This window comes from Microthrixaceae bacterium (assembly GCA_023957975.1).
Taxonomy (GTDB): domain Bacteria; phylum Actinomycetota; class Acidimicrobiia; order Acidimicrobiales; family Microtrichaceae; genus JAMLGM01.
Window position 1 is genome coordinate 18,065 of record JAMLGM010000012.1, and the last position, 13,892, is coordinate 31,956.

Annotated in this window: 13 protein-coding genes; 6 read left to right on the forward strand and 7 right to left on the reverse strand. The window is 66.9% G+C overall.

What is annotated here, in order from left to right:
- Positions 1-192: 192 nt before the first annotated feature.
- Positions 193-1,098 carry a hypothetical protein gene (locus M9952_14980; GenBank protein ID MCO5314226.1) on the reverse strand — a complete coding sequence of 302 codons (906 nt, stop codon included), beginning with the start codon at positions 1,096-1,098 and terminating at the stop codon, positions 193-195.
- A 221-nt stretch (positions 1,099-1,319) separates the two neighbouring features.
- On the opposite strand from M9952_14980, the gene M9952_14985 reads away from it, so the two are divergent.
- The 3 genes from M9952_14985 (at position 1,320) to M9952_14995 (ending at position 5,645) form a co-directional block, all read left to right on the forward strand.
- Complete coding sequence (locus M9952_14985) at positions 1,320-2,489, forward strand: hypothetical protein (protein ID MCO5314227.1); 1,170 nt, start codon at positions 1,320-1,322, stop codon at positions 2,487-2,489.
- 86 nt (positions 2,490-2,575) lie between these two features.
- The gene (locus tag M9952_14990) at positions 2,576-4,210 is read left to right on the forward strand and encodes a hypothetical protein (GenBank protein MCO5314228.1); all 1,635 of its coding nucleotides are present in this window, start codon (positions 2,576-2,578) and stop codon (positions 4,208-4,210) included.
- Between the two features lie 91 nt (positions 4,211-4,301).
- Complete coding sequence (locus M9952_14995) at positions 4,302-5,645, forward strand: DUF916 domain-containing protein (protein ID MCO5314229.1); 1,344 nt, start codon at positions 4,302-4,304, stop codon at positions 5,643-5,645.
- A gap of 91 nt (positions 5,646-5,736) precedes the next feature.
- On the opposite strand, the gene M9952_15000 is transcribed toward M9952_14995, so the two are convergent.
- Entirely contained in the window at positions 5,737-5,922 is a 186-nt protein-coding gene (locus M9952_15000) for a hypothetical protein (GenBank protein MCO5314230.1), read from the reverse strand.
- A gap of 16 nt (positions 5,923-5,938) precedes the next feature.
- Here M9952_15000 and M9952_15005 point away from each other — a divergent pair, with 16 nt between their 5' ends.
- Positions 5,939-6,805: an ABC transporter substrate-binding protein gene (locus tag M9952_15005; GenBank protein MCO5314231.1), complete on the forward strand. Its 867-nt coding sequence runs from the start codon at positions 5,939-5,941 to the stop codon at positions 6,803-6,805.
- A gap of 164 nt (positions 6,806-6,969) precedes the next feature.
- Positions 6,970-8,043, forward strand: a complete 1,074-nt coding sequence (locus M9952_15010; GenBank protein MCO5314232.1) for a pectinacetylesterase family protein — start codon at positions 6,970-6,972, stop codon at positions 8,041-8,043.
- A gap of 60 nt (positions 8,044-8,103) precedes the next feature.
- Here M9952_15010 and M9952_15015 read toward each other — a convergent pair whose 3' ends face one another.
- The 5 genes from M9952_15015 to M9952_15035 all read right to left on the reverse strand — a co-directional run bounded on the left by M9952_15015 (position 8,104) and on the right by M9952_15035 (position 13,155).
- Complete coding sequence (locus M9952_15015; protein MCO5314233.1) at positions 8,104-9,186, reverse strand: NAD(P)-dependent alcohol dehydrogenase; 1,083 nt, start codon at positions 9,184-9,186, stop codon at positions 8,104-8,106.
- Between the two features lie 159 nt (positions 9,187-9,345).
- Positions 9,346-10,461: a hypothetical protein gene (locus tag M9952_15020; protein ID MCO5314234.1), complete on the reverse strand. Its 1,116-nt coding sequence runs from the start codon at positions 10,459-10,461 to the stop codon at positions 9,346-9,348.
- Between the two features lie 24 nt (positions 10,462-10,485).
- Positions 10,486-11,400 carry an acetylglutamate kinase gene (gene argB, locus M9952_15025; protein MCO5314235.1) on the reverse strand — a complete coding sequence of 305 codons (915 nt, stop codon included), beginning with the start codon at positions 11,398-11,400 and terminating at the stop codon, positions 10,486-10,488.
- The gene (argJ, locus tag M9952_15030) at positions 11,397-12,620 is read right to left on the reverse strand and encodes a bifunctional glutamate N-acetyltransferase/amino-acid acetyltransferase ArgJ (protein ID MCO5314236.1); all 1,224 of its coding nucleotides are present in this window, start codon (positions 12,618-12,620) and stop codon (positions 11,397-11,399) included. Before argJ ends, argB begins: the two co-directional genes overlap by 4 nt.
- Positions 12,621-12,630: 10 nt before the next feature.
- Positions 12,631-13,155, reverse strand: coding sequence for a MarR family winged helix-turn-helix transcriptional regulator (locus tag M9952_15035; GenBank protein MCO5314237.1), 525 nt, complete (start codon positions 13,153-13,155; stop codon positions 12,631-12,633).
- Positions 13,156-13,316: 161 nt separating this feature from the next.
- Here M9952_15035 and M9952_15040 point away from each other — a divergent pair, with 161 nt between their 5' ends.
- Positions 13,317-13,886: a YceI family protein gene (locus M9952_15040; protein MCO5314238.1), complete on the forward strand. Its 570-nt coding sequence runs from the start codon at positions 13,317-13,319 to the stop codon at positions 13,884-13,886.
- The last annotated feature ends 6 nt before the right edge of the window (positions 13,887-13,892 follow it).

Consider the following 13,892-nt stretch of genomic DNA (forward strand, 5'->3'; position numbering starts at 1 on the left):
CCTGGATTGAACCGTCTGGACTGACCCCGCCTGGATTGAACCGTCTGGACTGACCCCGCCTGGACTGGTCGCTAAAACACCAACGCCACAACGCGAACGAGGCGCACTCACCTTCAGCGGTGAGTGCGCCTCGCTCGTGTTTGTTGATTCGTTCAGCGACCGGGTCGGCTCGTCGCCAGCCAACCCCTGCGCTCAGCCGGCGATCGAGTAGTTCACCGAGAACGGAAGCTGCACCTTGAGTGCGTCGGCGGCGCCGCCACTCGAGTACCAGTACGAGCTGAGACCCGTCGCGTTCTGGAAGTTCACGAAGTTCTGCGGCCACGAGCCGTGGTACGCCGTGCCCGAAGCGCTCTGCGGCGCGGCATCGGGGTGGGTCGTCACGACCTTGCCCAGGTAGTTGGGCTGAGCGGCCGAAGCTCCGGTCGCGATCGAGCCCGAGCTGTAGAAGTTCGGGACCTCGGCAAGGGTGACGTTGGTCTTCGGCAGGGTGACTCCGGGTGCTTCCGGATCGCTCTGGTCCTTGGCGATGCCGCTGAGGGTCGCGGTCAGGGTCCCCTTGCCGGAGGCATCGACGGTCAGCTTCGGGTTGGCAACCTGGAACGGGACATAGCTGCCGTAGAAGTTGATGGTGAAGGTGCCGCTCCAGGAGATCGTCGCCACGCCGGTTGCGGTGTTGACCTTGCCGGTTCCGGCCGTGTAGCGAACCTTCTGGTCGAGGAAGTTCGAGTTGCCCGTCGTCACCGCCGCGCCATTGCCCTTCTTGGTGCGGTTGGCGAACGACACCGCAGACTCCGAGCCGATCGGCACGAAGGTTCCCGAGGCATTCTTCTTCAGCACGGTCGCGTTGCCGTGGGTGGCGTTGTTGTAGGTGGCGTCGTTGGTGGCGGCGGCCGTGCCGGCGTTCCACCAGTTGAACTGACCGGGGGCGAAGGCCGCGTTGTTGGCCTCGCGACTGATCTCCCATTCGAAGACAGCGTTGCTGACCGACTTGACGTTCGGATCCGGCGTTCCCGACTCCGGTGGGGTGCAGGCTCCGACCAAGCCAGCGGTGGCCAGGGCGGCCACGGCCACTGCACGTCGGCGACTGAAGATCTTCATTGCGATGCTTCTCCTTCACGGATTGGTCGGCAGCCGAGCGCTCACACGCTGGCCTGCCGCATATGAGGTTGACCTACCATATCGAGATAGCACGGCCTACGCCAGACTGGAGCGGCGGCTACCGACGATCGGCGACGGGCCCAAACAACCGCGAACACCACGCCACGACGGTTGCGACGAGCGACTTGCCATTCGATGTATGGCGTACCTAACATCGCCGCATGATCCGATCGACCTCTCGAATCGTCGCGGCGTTCGCGCTCACCGCGTCCGTCACCGTCGCCTCCGTCGGACTGGGCGTTGATGCGCCTGTGGCATCGGCCGCGACATCACGGGTCAAGGCACAGGTCCAGCAGTGCGGCAACATCACCGCGGCGTCCCAGCTCACCGTCGACAAGACCACGCTGCCCGCGACCGGAACCACCGAGATCACGGTCACCGGACGGAGCTACCAGGCGCCGCTGCGCGACTGCACCAAGCCGGTCTTCGGCGGCATCTACGTGTTCTTCGGTTGGGTCAAGCCCGGGGGCCAGTGGGGTCCGTCCTGGAAGTCCTCGAACAGCACCGACGGCCTGTTCGGCTACACCTTCAGCTACCCGGGCGAGGGCGGCGGCGACGACACCCGCGACGACGGCACCGGAACCGTGCGACTCGTCGCCTTCTCCCCCGGCGGCGAATCCGGCGACGCCACCCCCTTTCACATGGACGGCTCTGGCAACTGGCAGACCACGCTGACCGTTCGAGGATCGTCGTACCACTTCAAGAACGTCCGAACCGACGAGGAGTTCACCGTCGACTGCCTCAAGGTGCAGTGCGGCGTGTTGACCATCGGCGGACACGGCATCACGAGCCGTCCAAACGAACAGTTCACGCCGATCAACTTCACCACCGGCGGCGGCCAGGTCGTCGTGCCGCCTGCGAATCCGAACCCTGGTGTCGGCGGGTCGGGTTCGGCTGCTTCGGGCACGGGCGGGTCGGGCTCGGGCGGGTCGGGCTCGAAGGGCGCGGCATCGAACAGCGGTTCCAACAGCGGCTCGGGCAGTGCCTCGGGCGGCGTTTCCGGTGGTGCCTCGGGCGGCGATTCCGGCACCGACGCGGCGAGCGGCGGCGACCCAGCGTCCGACCCCGCAACGGAATCGGCGACCGTTGGCGAAGCCGGCACCCTCGGGGAGGCACCCGATGCCAGCGTCGCCGAAGCAACCGAGGAGCGCGAGGCCCTCGACAGTTCCAACACCGCGGCAAAGGCCCGGGTTCAAGATTTCGGCGGCGACGACTCGGGCGGGGGCTCGGGCATCGTCATCGGCGTCGCCGTGGCGCTCGTTGCAGCGGTTGGTGCCACAGGAGCATTCCTCGCACGCAAGAAGCGCCAACCTTCTCCCGACGCCGGCTGATCCGCCCGGCAACGGAACTCAACCGCCAGACACTCCAGACACTCCAGACACCGACACCGATCTCCGCCATCTCCAGGAGCACACGAATGACGAAGCCAACAACGACCAAGGCCCGACTGGCCAGCACGCCAACGCCGATGCGGGTTCGACGCCCGGCCCGGGCCCTGGCCATGCTGACCACCGTCGCACTCGGCGCTGGGCTGATCGCCTTCACCGACACCGCCGGTGCGGCGCCCCTCAACATCACCGACGCGACGTTCGAGTGGTCGGTCAGCGAGGAAGCCAACACGGGTTCGTTCAACGGACAGTGCAACTTCATGTCGGCGGGGGTGTCCGACGGATATGCGGGCACCTACAAGGCGACCGACGGTAACGCCACGGTGCTCAAGTTGAACTCCGCGAACGAGTACGTCCCGATCTCGGACTACACGACGCGCTGCAAGGACAAAGACGGCAATAACGTCACGGCGGCGGGTGCTCGCCGTCTCGGTCAAAAGGTGCGCTACACCAAGGGAGTCTGGACTGCCGATCCCGTCACCGGCGAGACGTCGATCCAGTTCACCGGCACCTTCTCGGTCAACTACTACGGCACCCTGACGCCGTTCTGGTTCATCAACCCCCGCGTCGAAGTCGACGCCTCCGGAAACGGCAAGCTGATCGCTTCCATGGCCGGATACGCCTCCTCGATCGACGACCCCGATGTCCGCGAACTCATCAACCCGGTCGCCAATGTGACCGTTGCGACGTTCGACACCAACTCGAAGAACAACACGGGGTTTGTGGCGACCCCGCACTGGGCCGGCGTCGAGTACAACGACGGCGAGGTTCCCCAGATCCGGGTCTTTCCCGGCTGGGGTTCCTGGTCGCTGCCGATGATCAAGATGATGGAACGCCTCGGGCTCGGGGCGTACTGGTACACCACCGGAAGTGCCGCCGATGCCCGCAAGCCGGGGGCTCCGCTCACGGTGGGATTCGGCGCGACCACCGCTCCGACGACCTCGACTCCCGCCCCGTCGACGACGAAGGCCCCAGGGTCGACGACCACCGCGGCACCGACCACCGCCGCTCCCACGACCGCGAGTCCGACCACCGCGAGTCCGACCACCGCGACGCCCACCACCGCTGCCCCCACCACCGCTGCCCCCACCACCGCGGCGCCGACCACGACTGCAGCGCCCGGTTCCAGCAACGGGATCGACCTCACGGTCGACATTCCCGACGTCGACAACGGCGGAGGCGAGAACCCGGGCGACGGTGACGGTGACGGCGGCGGAACCGATCCCAGCCTTCCCGACAACGTCTTCAGCTGGACGATCGACGCCGCACAGTCGAGCATCGTGCTCGCCCCCGTCGCGGGTGGCGCCGACTTCCATCGGTTCTCCGGCTCGCTCGGCAACGTGACCGTCATCGACACTCGCAACAGCCAGGCGGCGTGGTCGCTCACCGGCCAGGTCAGCGACTTCAGCGGAGGCCTCTCGGGCAAGTACCTCGGATGGACCCCGAAGATCGTGACCGCCGGAGCCGGTGCCATCCCCGGCGGGACTGTCCCGTCCGGGTTCGTCGCCGGAAACGGCCTGCGCGACGTGTCCTCCCTCGCCTCGGCGCAGAAGGGTCATGCGAAGGGGTCCGCCACCATCGGTGCGGATCTCGACCTGATGGTGCCCGCCTCCACCGCCGGCGGCCGCCAAACCGCCACGCTCACCCTGACGGCACTGGGCTGAACTGCCGAGGCTGAGCCGGCCGGGTTGACCTCACCTGGGCTCATCGGCCCTGAACACCCATTGGCCCTGAACCGACGACACCGATCAGACGATGACTTCTCCACCCACGCTTGGACCGCTGCGACCGCTGCGGCGCTCGACCCTTCGAAACGGTTCGACGACCTCCGCCGTTCGGGCGCTGATCGTTGCCTCCGCTCTCGCGGTGGTCGGCGCCACCGTCTTCATTCCCGCGAGTGCCGCCCAGGACGCCCCGGCCGAGACCCCAGCCGCCGAGACCCCAGCCGCCGCGGCCCCGGCCGACGAGGCCGAACAACCGATCTCCTGGTCGGTCGCCCCGGATCTCGGCAAGGACGGTGCCGACCGCCCGAATTTCGTCCTCGACGCCACCCCCGGCGAGACCCTGCACGACTCCCTCGTCGTGACCAACTCCTCCGAGGTCAACCTTGTCCTCGGCGTCTACGCAAGCGACGCGTTCAACACCACCGACGGCAAGATCGACCTACTCGCCGGCGACCAGAAGCCGACCGATGTCGGTGCCTGGACGACCGCCGACTCGCCATCGGTCACGGTACCCGCAGGCGGCAGGGTCATCGTGCCCTTCACCGTCGCGGTGCCACCAGACGCGTCCTCTGGAGACCATGTCGGCGGCATCGTCACCTCGCTGGTGATGACCGAACAGGACGCCGAAGGCAACCAGGTGCGGGTGGAACGCAGGCTCGGAACGCGGATCTACCTTCGCGTGACCGGCGAACTGACACCGGAGTTGTTTTTCGATCGTCTCACCGCCACCCATACCCAGAACTGGAATCCGTTCCGCGGCGGCACGGTCGAGGTCAGCTACAAGGTGACCAACACCGGCAACACCCGACTGCGAGCCAAGCAGGCCGTCACCGTGCAATCGGGGCTCGGCACCGACATCCGTCGCGCAGACGGCGAGGACATGGCCGAACTGTTGCCCGGCAACTCCTATGAACTGACCCAGACCGTCGACGGAGTCTGGCCGTTCTTCGCGACGAAGGTCTCGGTCGAACTGAGCCCGTATGACTCCTCGCTACGCCAAGACGTCGCCCCGGAACAGGTGGTCGGCAACTACCGGCTCTCCCTCTTTCCCGCACCGCAACTCGTCGGCCTGCTCGTCTTGGCGCTGATCGGCCTCGGCGTCGCCATCGCTCGACGACGCCGACGCAAGGCCCTCGCCGTCGCCATCCAGACCGCGGTCAGCGCGGCCATCGCCCAAGCACCAGCCCAAGCACCGGCACCGGTGCCGGCACCAGCACCGGCTGCTCCACCGACCCCGGCTGCTCCACCGACCCCGGCACCGGCTGCTCCACCGACCCCGGCGGATCCCGCTGTCGGCTCCGACTCATCATGGGCCAACGCTCAACCTCCGGAGTGGAATCCGCCGACGGCATCCCCCGCCGACGAACCTGCCTGACCCCCCTGTCGCACCCGAAAGACCTCACCATGTCCCGCCCGTCCCGCTTGTCCCGCCCGACGCCCCCGTCCCGCCCAGCCGCGTCAGCCCGTCACCGACGTACCCCGAGGTTCTTCGCGACGACGATCGCCGCCGTGTGCGCGATATCGCTCGCCGCTGGCTGCGGGGCCGAAACCGACAGCTCGTCGACGGGTTCGCAGGTTCCCGCCGGCGTGAAATGCAGCGGGGCGAGAACCGCGAGCTCCTCGGGGTGGACCGAACCGCTCGAGTCCGACATCGAACCCCAACTCCCCGTGACCTACCTGGACAATTCGGCGACCGAGATCACGATCACCGATACCAGCAGGATCCTCGCTCTCGACACCTATGGCACGCTGGGCACCACCGTTCACGCACTCGGGCTCGGAGACCAACTCGTCGGACGCGACGTCTCCACCGGAGTGCCCGACCTCGCGGAGCTCCCGGTGGTCACCCACAACGGACACCAACTCGCCGCCGAGGCCATCCTCAACCTCAACCCCTCGGTGATCCTCACCGACTACAGCATCGGCCCGCTCGAGGTTCAGATGCAGCTTCGCGACGCCGGCATCCCGGTGGTGATCATGGACGACCAACGCAGTCGGGATGCGATCGGCGACCAGATCCGCGCCGTCGCCGAGGTGCTCGGGGTTGCGGAACGGGGCACGATCCTGGCCGAACGGGTCGAGGCCGAGATCGCCGAGGCCGAGGCCGAAGTCGCCGAGCTCGCCCCGAAGGACGAGGCCGACAAGGTCCGCATGGTCTTCCTCTACATGCGTGGCAACGCCGGCGTCTTCTACTGGTTCGGAGAAGGCTCCGGCGCCGACGACCTGATCGAGGCGCTCGGCGGTATCGACGTCGCGTCGGAAACCGGCCTCGCCGGAACCCGACCGCTCAACGCCGAGGGCCTCATCAAGTCCGCTCCCGACCTGTATCTCATGATGTCCGACGGGCTGAGCTCGGTGGGCGGCGTCGACGGTCTCGCCGATGTCCCGGGCGTGGCCGAGACCAACGCCGGGATCCACCAGTGCACCGTCGACATGTCCGATGCTGAGATCCTCAGTTTCGGTCCGCAGTTCCCTCACACGCTGCGATCGCTCGGCCACGCCATCTACGACGACCAGGCCAGCGCCAGCCAATAGCAGCGCCAGCCAATAGCAGCGCCAGCCAATAGCAGCGCCGGCCAAAACAGCTCCGCGACAGGCCCACTGGAGGATCCCTGTTCTCAACCGTCACCGCCGAACCTTCAAGGCACCGACCGAACCGTCTCAGGGCGACACTAGGTGCCGCGGTCGTCCTCGCCGTCGTGCTCGCTGGGTGTTCGTCGAACAACGCTGCAGGCACCAACGACGCTGATGCCGGCACCCCCAGCGCCAACGACACCGACACCGGCACCGGCGGCGCAGATCCCGCACCCAGCGCCGACGTCGTTGCCGAGCTTGCGCACTGGCGCCGGATCGAACCCGGAGGCGACTGCGGCTGCGCCGACGGCAGCGAATTCGCGTTCTGGGTTCGTCAGGGCGACCCCACCAGGGTTGCGGTCATCTTCCAGGGCGGCGGTGCGTGCTTCGATGCTGCGACGTGCACCTTCGTGGAGGGCCCCTACAAGCCGCGTCTGTTCCAGGAGGACGACCCCAACGACGGCGACGGCCTGCTGGACATCGACGACGAACGCAACCCGCTCGCCGACTGGTCGATGGTGTTCGTGCCCTACTGCACCGGCGATCTGCACCTCGGAGACGCCGTGCGCGAGGACTCCCCCGAACAGGTCGTCCACCACTCCGGCCTAGCGAACGGCACCGCCGTGCTCGATCAGGTCGAAGAACAGTTCCAGACCGCCACCGAGGTGTTGGTCGCCGGCGAGAGCGCCGGGGCCGCGGCCGCCCCGCTGTACGGCGGCTTGCTGGCCGACCGGCTTTCGGACGCCCAGGTGACGGTGCTCGCCGACGGCGCCGGCGCGTACCCGAACGATCCGGCGGTCAACGAACTCGCGATCAGCCGGTGGGGCGCGCTCGCGGCGGTCCCCGACTGGCCTGGAACCCAAGGGCTCGGCGCCGCCGACTTCGGACTACCGACCCTGTTCGTGCACGCTGGGCGCCAACACCCCGATCTCCGCTTCGGACGACGCGATTTCGCGAACGACCAGGCCCAGGTGACCTACGCACAACTCGCCGGCCTGAGCGACGATGTCGCCGCACAGATCGACCGCAATAAACGCGAGATCGAGGCCCAGGGCATCGACCTCGCGGGCTTTGTCTCACCGGGCGAGCATCACACGATCCTCACCACGCCGTACTTGTGGGACCACCGGGTCGGCGGCGTCATGTTGGTCGACTGGATCCAGTCGCTGATCGACGGAACCGCGGTCGACGTGCGCTGACCGGGCGCTGACCGGACACCGCTGACCGGGCGCCGCCGACCCGGCTTCAGAAGAGGAGCTTCAGAAGAGGAGTACGGGCTTCACGACCCGCCCCGAAAGCGACGCCTCCTCGGCCTCGTTGATCTGATCGAACGGGAAGGTCTCGATCAGCCGGTCGAAGGGGAACTCGCCGTTACGCCACCACCCGATCAGTTTCGGGATCATCTCCTGAGGCACCACGTCGCCCTCGAAGATCGTCATGATCGTCTTGCCGAGTTGTGTGAAACCATCCAGCACCACCTCGCCCTGCTGTACGCCGACCAGACCCAACACCCCGGACATTCGCAGCGAGGCCAACGCCGTCTGGATCACCGCCGGCACCCCCGTGGTGTCGAAGGCGTAGTGGGCTCCTGCACCGGTGATGGCGAGCACCTCGGCGGCCACGTCGCCGGCGCCGTTCACCGTGTGGGTGGCGCCGAGTTCCTTCGCGAGTTCGAGGCGCGACTCGTGCAGGTCGACCGCGATGATCGGGTTCGCGCCGATGACCTTGGCCGCCATGATCGCCGCCAACCCGACCGCTCCGGCACCGGTCACGACCAGGCTGCGGCCCGGTTGGACATCCATCGCCGAAACGATGGATCCGGCACCGGTCAAAATGCCACAGCCGAGCGGGCCGAGCTTGTCGAGCGGCAGGTCCTTGTCGACGACGACGGTGTTGCGAGCATTCGCGATGGCAAAGGTCGCGAACGACGACTGACCGAACCAACGCGCCGAGACCTCCTCGCCCCCGGCGTCGTGCATGCACGTCGTCCCGTCGAGTTCACGGCCCACGAGGTTACGCATGAGGAACGTTTCGCAATACGCCGGATGGTTCTCCCTGCACTGCTCGCATTCACCGCAGGAATCGAAGGTCAACACGACGTGATCTCCGGCCGCGATCCCCTCGACCCCTTCGCCCACCGCATCGACGACGCCCGAACCCTCATGGCCGGTGACGATCGGCAGCGGCGACAACGACACCCCCCGGGGAACGACGTCGGTGTGACAGATTCCGGCACCGACGATGCGTACCCGCACCTGACCCTGGCCGGGTTCGTCGAGCTCGACGTCCTCGATCGTGTACGGAGCCTGCGGCTCGCGAAGAACCGCTGCTTTCACCAACATGTCAGGTACCCCCTCATTGCAGTCGTGTCGCTGCAGTCGTGTCGCTGCAGTCGTGTCGCTGCAGTCCTGTCGCTGTTGTGTGGCACTGTAACGGCCAGCGCTGCCCTACCCGAACGGCCAACGGCGCCCTGCCCGAACGGCCAGCGTGAGCGTCCCGGCCTATCCGCCGGCGGAGCTGCACGATTCGATCTCGGTGTCGGCCCCGAGTGCACTCAATGTCGCCGACGGTGCCGACGCGGCCCATCCACTCAACGCGGCGCGCAGGCCCGCGGCCTGCTCCTCGGTATCCATGCGCACGGTCGCGGTCAGGCACCGGCGTGACCCTCCGCCGTCCCAGGTCACGTACTCGCCACCGCTCCACCCGCTCGTCGCGGAATTGACCGCAGCGTCGAGACTGATGCCCCGTTGGATGAGCAGCGTGAGCAGGAACACGCCGAACTCGCCGCGACGGATCTCGACGCCACCGGCGATCGGATCGGGCACGTCCTGGGGCTGATCGCCGAGAAGATAACGATCCGGGAACCACGCCTGTTCCTCGCTCACCGGAAACGCCGAGAACATGGCATCGATCTCGCCATCGAGTGCGCGGATGAACCGTGGACCCTGCAGGTAGGGGGCCTGGGCCAGGCTCAGCAACGCGATCGGAACGCCGAGCAACTCGGCGCTGACCGGCATCGACAGCTGTTCGAGCAAGCTCGCGGAGGCCTCGATCGGGCCACGGTACTGCGACCAGGACCGTTGAGCCGCGGCCGCGTCGCCTTCGACCGCGACGAGAAACGCCAACTGCCGCGAATCGATGATGCCCTCACCGTGTTCCTCGTCGAGGCCGAAGTGCTGATCGTCGAGCGCATGGGTCAGTTCGTGCACCACGACCTCGCGCCGATACGGGGTCAGCTTGTCCCCGCGCACCGCCAACTCCTCGGTGATCGGGTCGTAGAACCCCATGACGCCGTTGCCGAACGCAATCCGGTACTTGTCGACCAGGGCATCGGCCTCGGGCATCCACCCGAGCGCCTTGAACGCCGCCTCGTCCACCTGCAGCGTGGCGGTTGTGTCGTCGACCATCTCGTGCACGCGGGCGACGAACTCCTGCTCCGGCACGAAGCTCACCACCGGGGGCGTCAAGAATTCGCGGCCACGCTTCCGCTCGACGTACCGAACCATCTTCGCGACTTCCGCATCGCGGCTCGACGCAGGCGCCTCGGCCACACATGCGCTCGCGGTGACCGCTGCGGCGATCGCCACCGCGCCGACGCGCCTGAGACGCTTCCCCATGTTCTTCCCCCTTCGAATGCCGATTCAGGCGATGACCATTGTGCCAACTCCGGCGTCGGTGAACAGTTCCAACAACAACACGTGGGGCACCCGACCGTCGATCAGGTGGACCTCGCGCACCCCGCGGTGGATGGCCTCGATGCACCCCTCGATCTTGGGGATCATCCCGCCGCCGATCGTGCCGTCGTCGATCAACTGCCGCGCCTGCGAGGTCGACACCTCGGTGATCAGGCTCGACGGGTCGTCGATGTCGCCCAACAATCCGGGAACGTCGGTGAGAAAGATCAGCTTCTGAGCGCCGAGCGCCTCGGCGACGGCGGAGGCCACCGCATCGGCGTTGATGTTGTAGGCCTGACCGTCGCTGTCGGAACCGACCGTCGAGATCACCGGGATGAGGTCCATGTCGACGAGACGGTGAACGATTTCGGGGTTGACGTCGGTGACGTCGCCGACGAATCCGAGATCCGCGTGGCGTCTGGTCGCCTCGATGAGTCCGGCGTCCTGCCCGGACAGGCCCACCGCAACCGGCCCGTGAGCGTTCAACGCGCTGACGATGTCGGAGTTCACCTTGCCCACGAGCACCATCTGTACGACCTCGAGGGTCTCGGCGTCGGTCACCCGTTGGCCGTCGACGAACTCGCTCGATTTGCCGAGACGGTCCAGCCACTGCCCGATCTGGGGTCCTCCGCCGTGCACGACGACCGGGCGGATGCCCACCGAGTGCATCATGACGATGTCCTGGGCGAACTGGTCGAACAGCTCGGGCGACGTCATCGCATTGCCGCCGAACTTCACCACGACCGTCGCCGAACGGAAGCGCTGGATGTAGGGCAACGCCTGCAACAACACGTCGACCTGGCGGCTCTGCCCGCTGCCTCCTTGGTTGTTCGAGGGGGCGTCGTTTCCGGGTTGAGTGCTTGAGGTCGGGTCGTTGCTCATGTCGTGTAGTCCGCGTTGATCCTGATGTAGCCGTCGGTGAGGTCGCATCCGTACACCGTGAACTCGCCCGCGGCAATGCCCAGGTTCGCCGACAACACGACGTGGTCGCCGGCCATGTGGGCCTCTGCCCGCGCGAGGGCGTCGCTGCGTTCGGATTCGGTCGCGGCGCTGGGATACATACGGGTGTCGCCGATGTCGACCGACACCCGGTCCTGGTCGATGTCGACCTGGTCATCGCACTTGCCGATGGCCATCACGATGCGGCCCCAGTTCGGGTCTGAGCCGTGCACCGCCGTCTTCACCAGCGGCGAATTCACGATCGCTTTGGCCACCAATTTCGCCTGGGCATCGTCTCGTGCGCCGCTCACCCGCACCTCGATCACCTTCGAGGCTCCTTCGCCGTCGGCTGCGATCTTCAACACCAGGTCCCGAGCCACCGACCGAAGCGCGGCGCCGAAGGCCGCCGGATCGACACGGCCGGCCGCGCCGTTGGCGAAGATGGCCGCCGAGTCGCTCGTCGAGGTGTCGGTGTCGATGCTGAGTGCGTTGAACGTGACCTCCATCGCGGAACGGAACGCGGCGTCGAGGGCCGGGGCGCTGAGTTCGGCGTCGGTGAAGAAGAAGGTGAGCAGGGTCGCCATGTTGGGCTCGATCATGCCGACCCCCTTGGCGATACCGACGAGGGTGGCGGTCGAACCGTCGAGGGTTTCCACCTCGGCCGAAACGAGCTTCGCGTGGGTGTCGGTGGTCATGATCGCCTGCGCGGCTGCGGCGAAGTCGGCAGCCGTGGCCTCCGTATCGGGCAGCGACAGCCCGGCGATCGCGGATCGCATCTGCTCCATCGGGTAGCGCCGTCCGATCACCCCGGTGGAGGCGACCGCAAGTTGTTGCGCGGCGATGCCCTCAACCGCCGCTCCTGAGAGGTCGGCGGCGAGGCGTTGAAGCTCCGCGGCGTCCGCGTCGCCGTCGGGGCCGTTGGCCACGTTCGCGTTCTTCGACACGACGACCACTCCCCGGGCATCCCCGCGACCGGTGGCGGCGCGGGCCAGCGCCACGCTCGGACCCGAGAATCGCGACTGCGTGTACACCCCGGCCGACACGCACGGGCGCTCGGAGACCACCAGGCAGAAGTCGGTGGTCGAGTCCTTCACCCCGAGATTCGCGGTCAGAACCCGAAAGCCCCGCGGCGCGCTGGCAGAAGTCGATGTCGGTTCGTTCACGGGGTCAACCCTACGCGGGCGGTCCACTCACCACCGCGGCACACGGATGCACGGTGTCGCGGAGCTTTCGCAGCAGTCGTTCCAACTCGTCGACTTCGTCGGGTTCGAGCGCCGCATCGAGCAACGAACGAATCATCTCGAGGTGCGGCGGCAGCGCATCGGCGACCACTCGACGCCCACGATCGGTGATCGACAGGTGCACGACCCGACGGTCACCGGGGCATGAAACGCGCTCGGCGAGCCCCAGGCGTTCGAGGCGATCCGCATTGCGCGTCGCCGCAGACGGGGTGGCGCGGCACTGGGCGGCCAGGTCGGTCATCCGCAGCGACCCGCCTTCGGTTCGAGCCAGCCGCAACAACGGGTCGAAGAGTCCCTCGTTCAGCGAGTTGTCGGCCTCGAGCGTCTCGGCGATGCGGGCGCGAACGCTGTCGGTCGACTCGAGCAGCAGGCCGGCGAGGGTGAGCAGACGGTCGTCTTCGGGCGAGATCGCCAACGGTTTCGGCGCCTTCAACGGCTTCGGAGGCTTGGTGGACACGATTTCAGGCTACCAGGGAATTTATTTGACGTTTCAATAGTTGCATGTGGTACCTTTGTTGGCAGAAGGATTTCCCCCGAGAGGATTTTCCCCCGAGAGGATCTGCCCTCACGAGGATCTGCCCTCAACGCAACCCAACCCCAGCCCCGAAAGGCATTCCCATGACCGAGACCACCCGCACCGTCAACGGATCCACCCTCCCCCTCCCCGGCAGCTACTCCATCGACCCGTCGCACAGCGCCGTCGGGTTCACCGTTCGCCACATGATGGTGTCGAAGGTGCGCGGTTCGTTCGACAAGTTCGCCGGTTCCATCACCATCGCCGACGAACCGACCGAGTCCTCGGTGGCCGTGGAGATCGACCTGAACTCCATCAACACCAACGACGAGAACCGCGACGGCCACCTCAAGTCGGCCGACTTCTTCAACACCGAGTCCACCCCGAAGATGACCTTCGCCTCCACCAAGGTCGAACCCAAGGGCTCGGAGTGGCTGGTCACCGGCGACCTCACCCTCAACGGCATCACCAAGGCGACCACGCTCACCGTCGAATTCGAGGGAGCGACCGTCGATCCGTGGGGCAACCTCCGCATCGGGTTCTCCGCAACCGGCCAGATCAACCGCGAAGACTACGGGGTCGCCTGGAACCAGGCGCTTGAGACCGGTGGCGTCGTCGTCGGCAAAGACGTGAAGATCGCGATCGACGCCGAGGCTATTACCCCCATCCAGTAGGGGGTT

Bases quoted from the DNA above. Each gene is read 5' to 3' on its own strand.
- M9952_15020 (MCO5314234.1), bottom strand. From the start codon at position 10,461: ATGGGGAAGCGTCTCAGGCGCGTCGGCGCGGTGGCGATCGCCGCAGCG.
- M9952_14985 (MCO5314227.1), top strand. From the start codon at position 1,320: ATGATCCGATCGACCTCTCGAATCGTCGCGGCGTTCGCGCTCACCGCG.
- M9952_14990 (MCO5314228.1), top strand. From the start codon at position 2,576: ATGACGAAGCCAACAACGACCAAGGCCCGACTGGCCAGCACGCCAACG.
- M9952_14995 (MCO5314229.1), top strand. From the start codon at position 4,302: ATGACTTCTCCACCCACGCTTGGACCGCTGCGACCGCTGCGGCGCTCG.
- M9952_15015 (MCO5314233.1), bottom strand. From the start codon at position 9,186: ATGTTGGTGAAAGCAGCGGTTCTTCGCGAGCCGCAGGCTCCGTACACG.
- argB (MCO5314235.1), bottom strand. From the start codon at position 11,400: ATGAGCAACGACCCGACCTCAAGCACTCAACCCGGAAACGACGCCCCC.
- M9952_15000 (MCO5314230.1), bottom strand. From the start codon at position 5,922: ATGTCGGACTCGAGCGGTTCGGTCCACCCCGAGGAGCTCGCGGTTCTC.
- M9952_14980 (MCO5314226.1), bottom strand. From the start codon at position 1,098: ATGAAGATCTTCAGTCGCCGACGTGCAGTGGCCGTGGCCGCCCTGGCC.
- M9952_15040 (MCO5314238.1), top strand. From the start codon at position 13,317: ATGACCGAGACCACCCGCACCGTCAACGGATCCACCCTCCCCCTCCCC.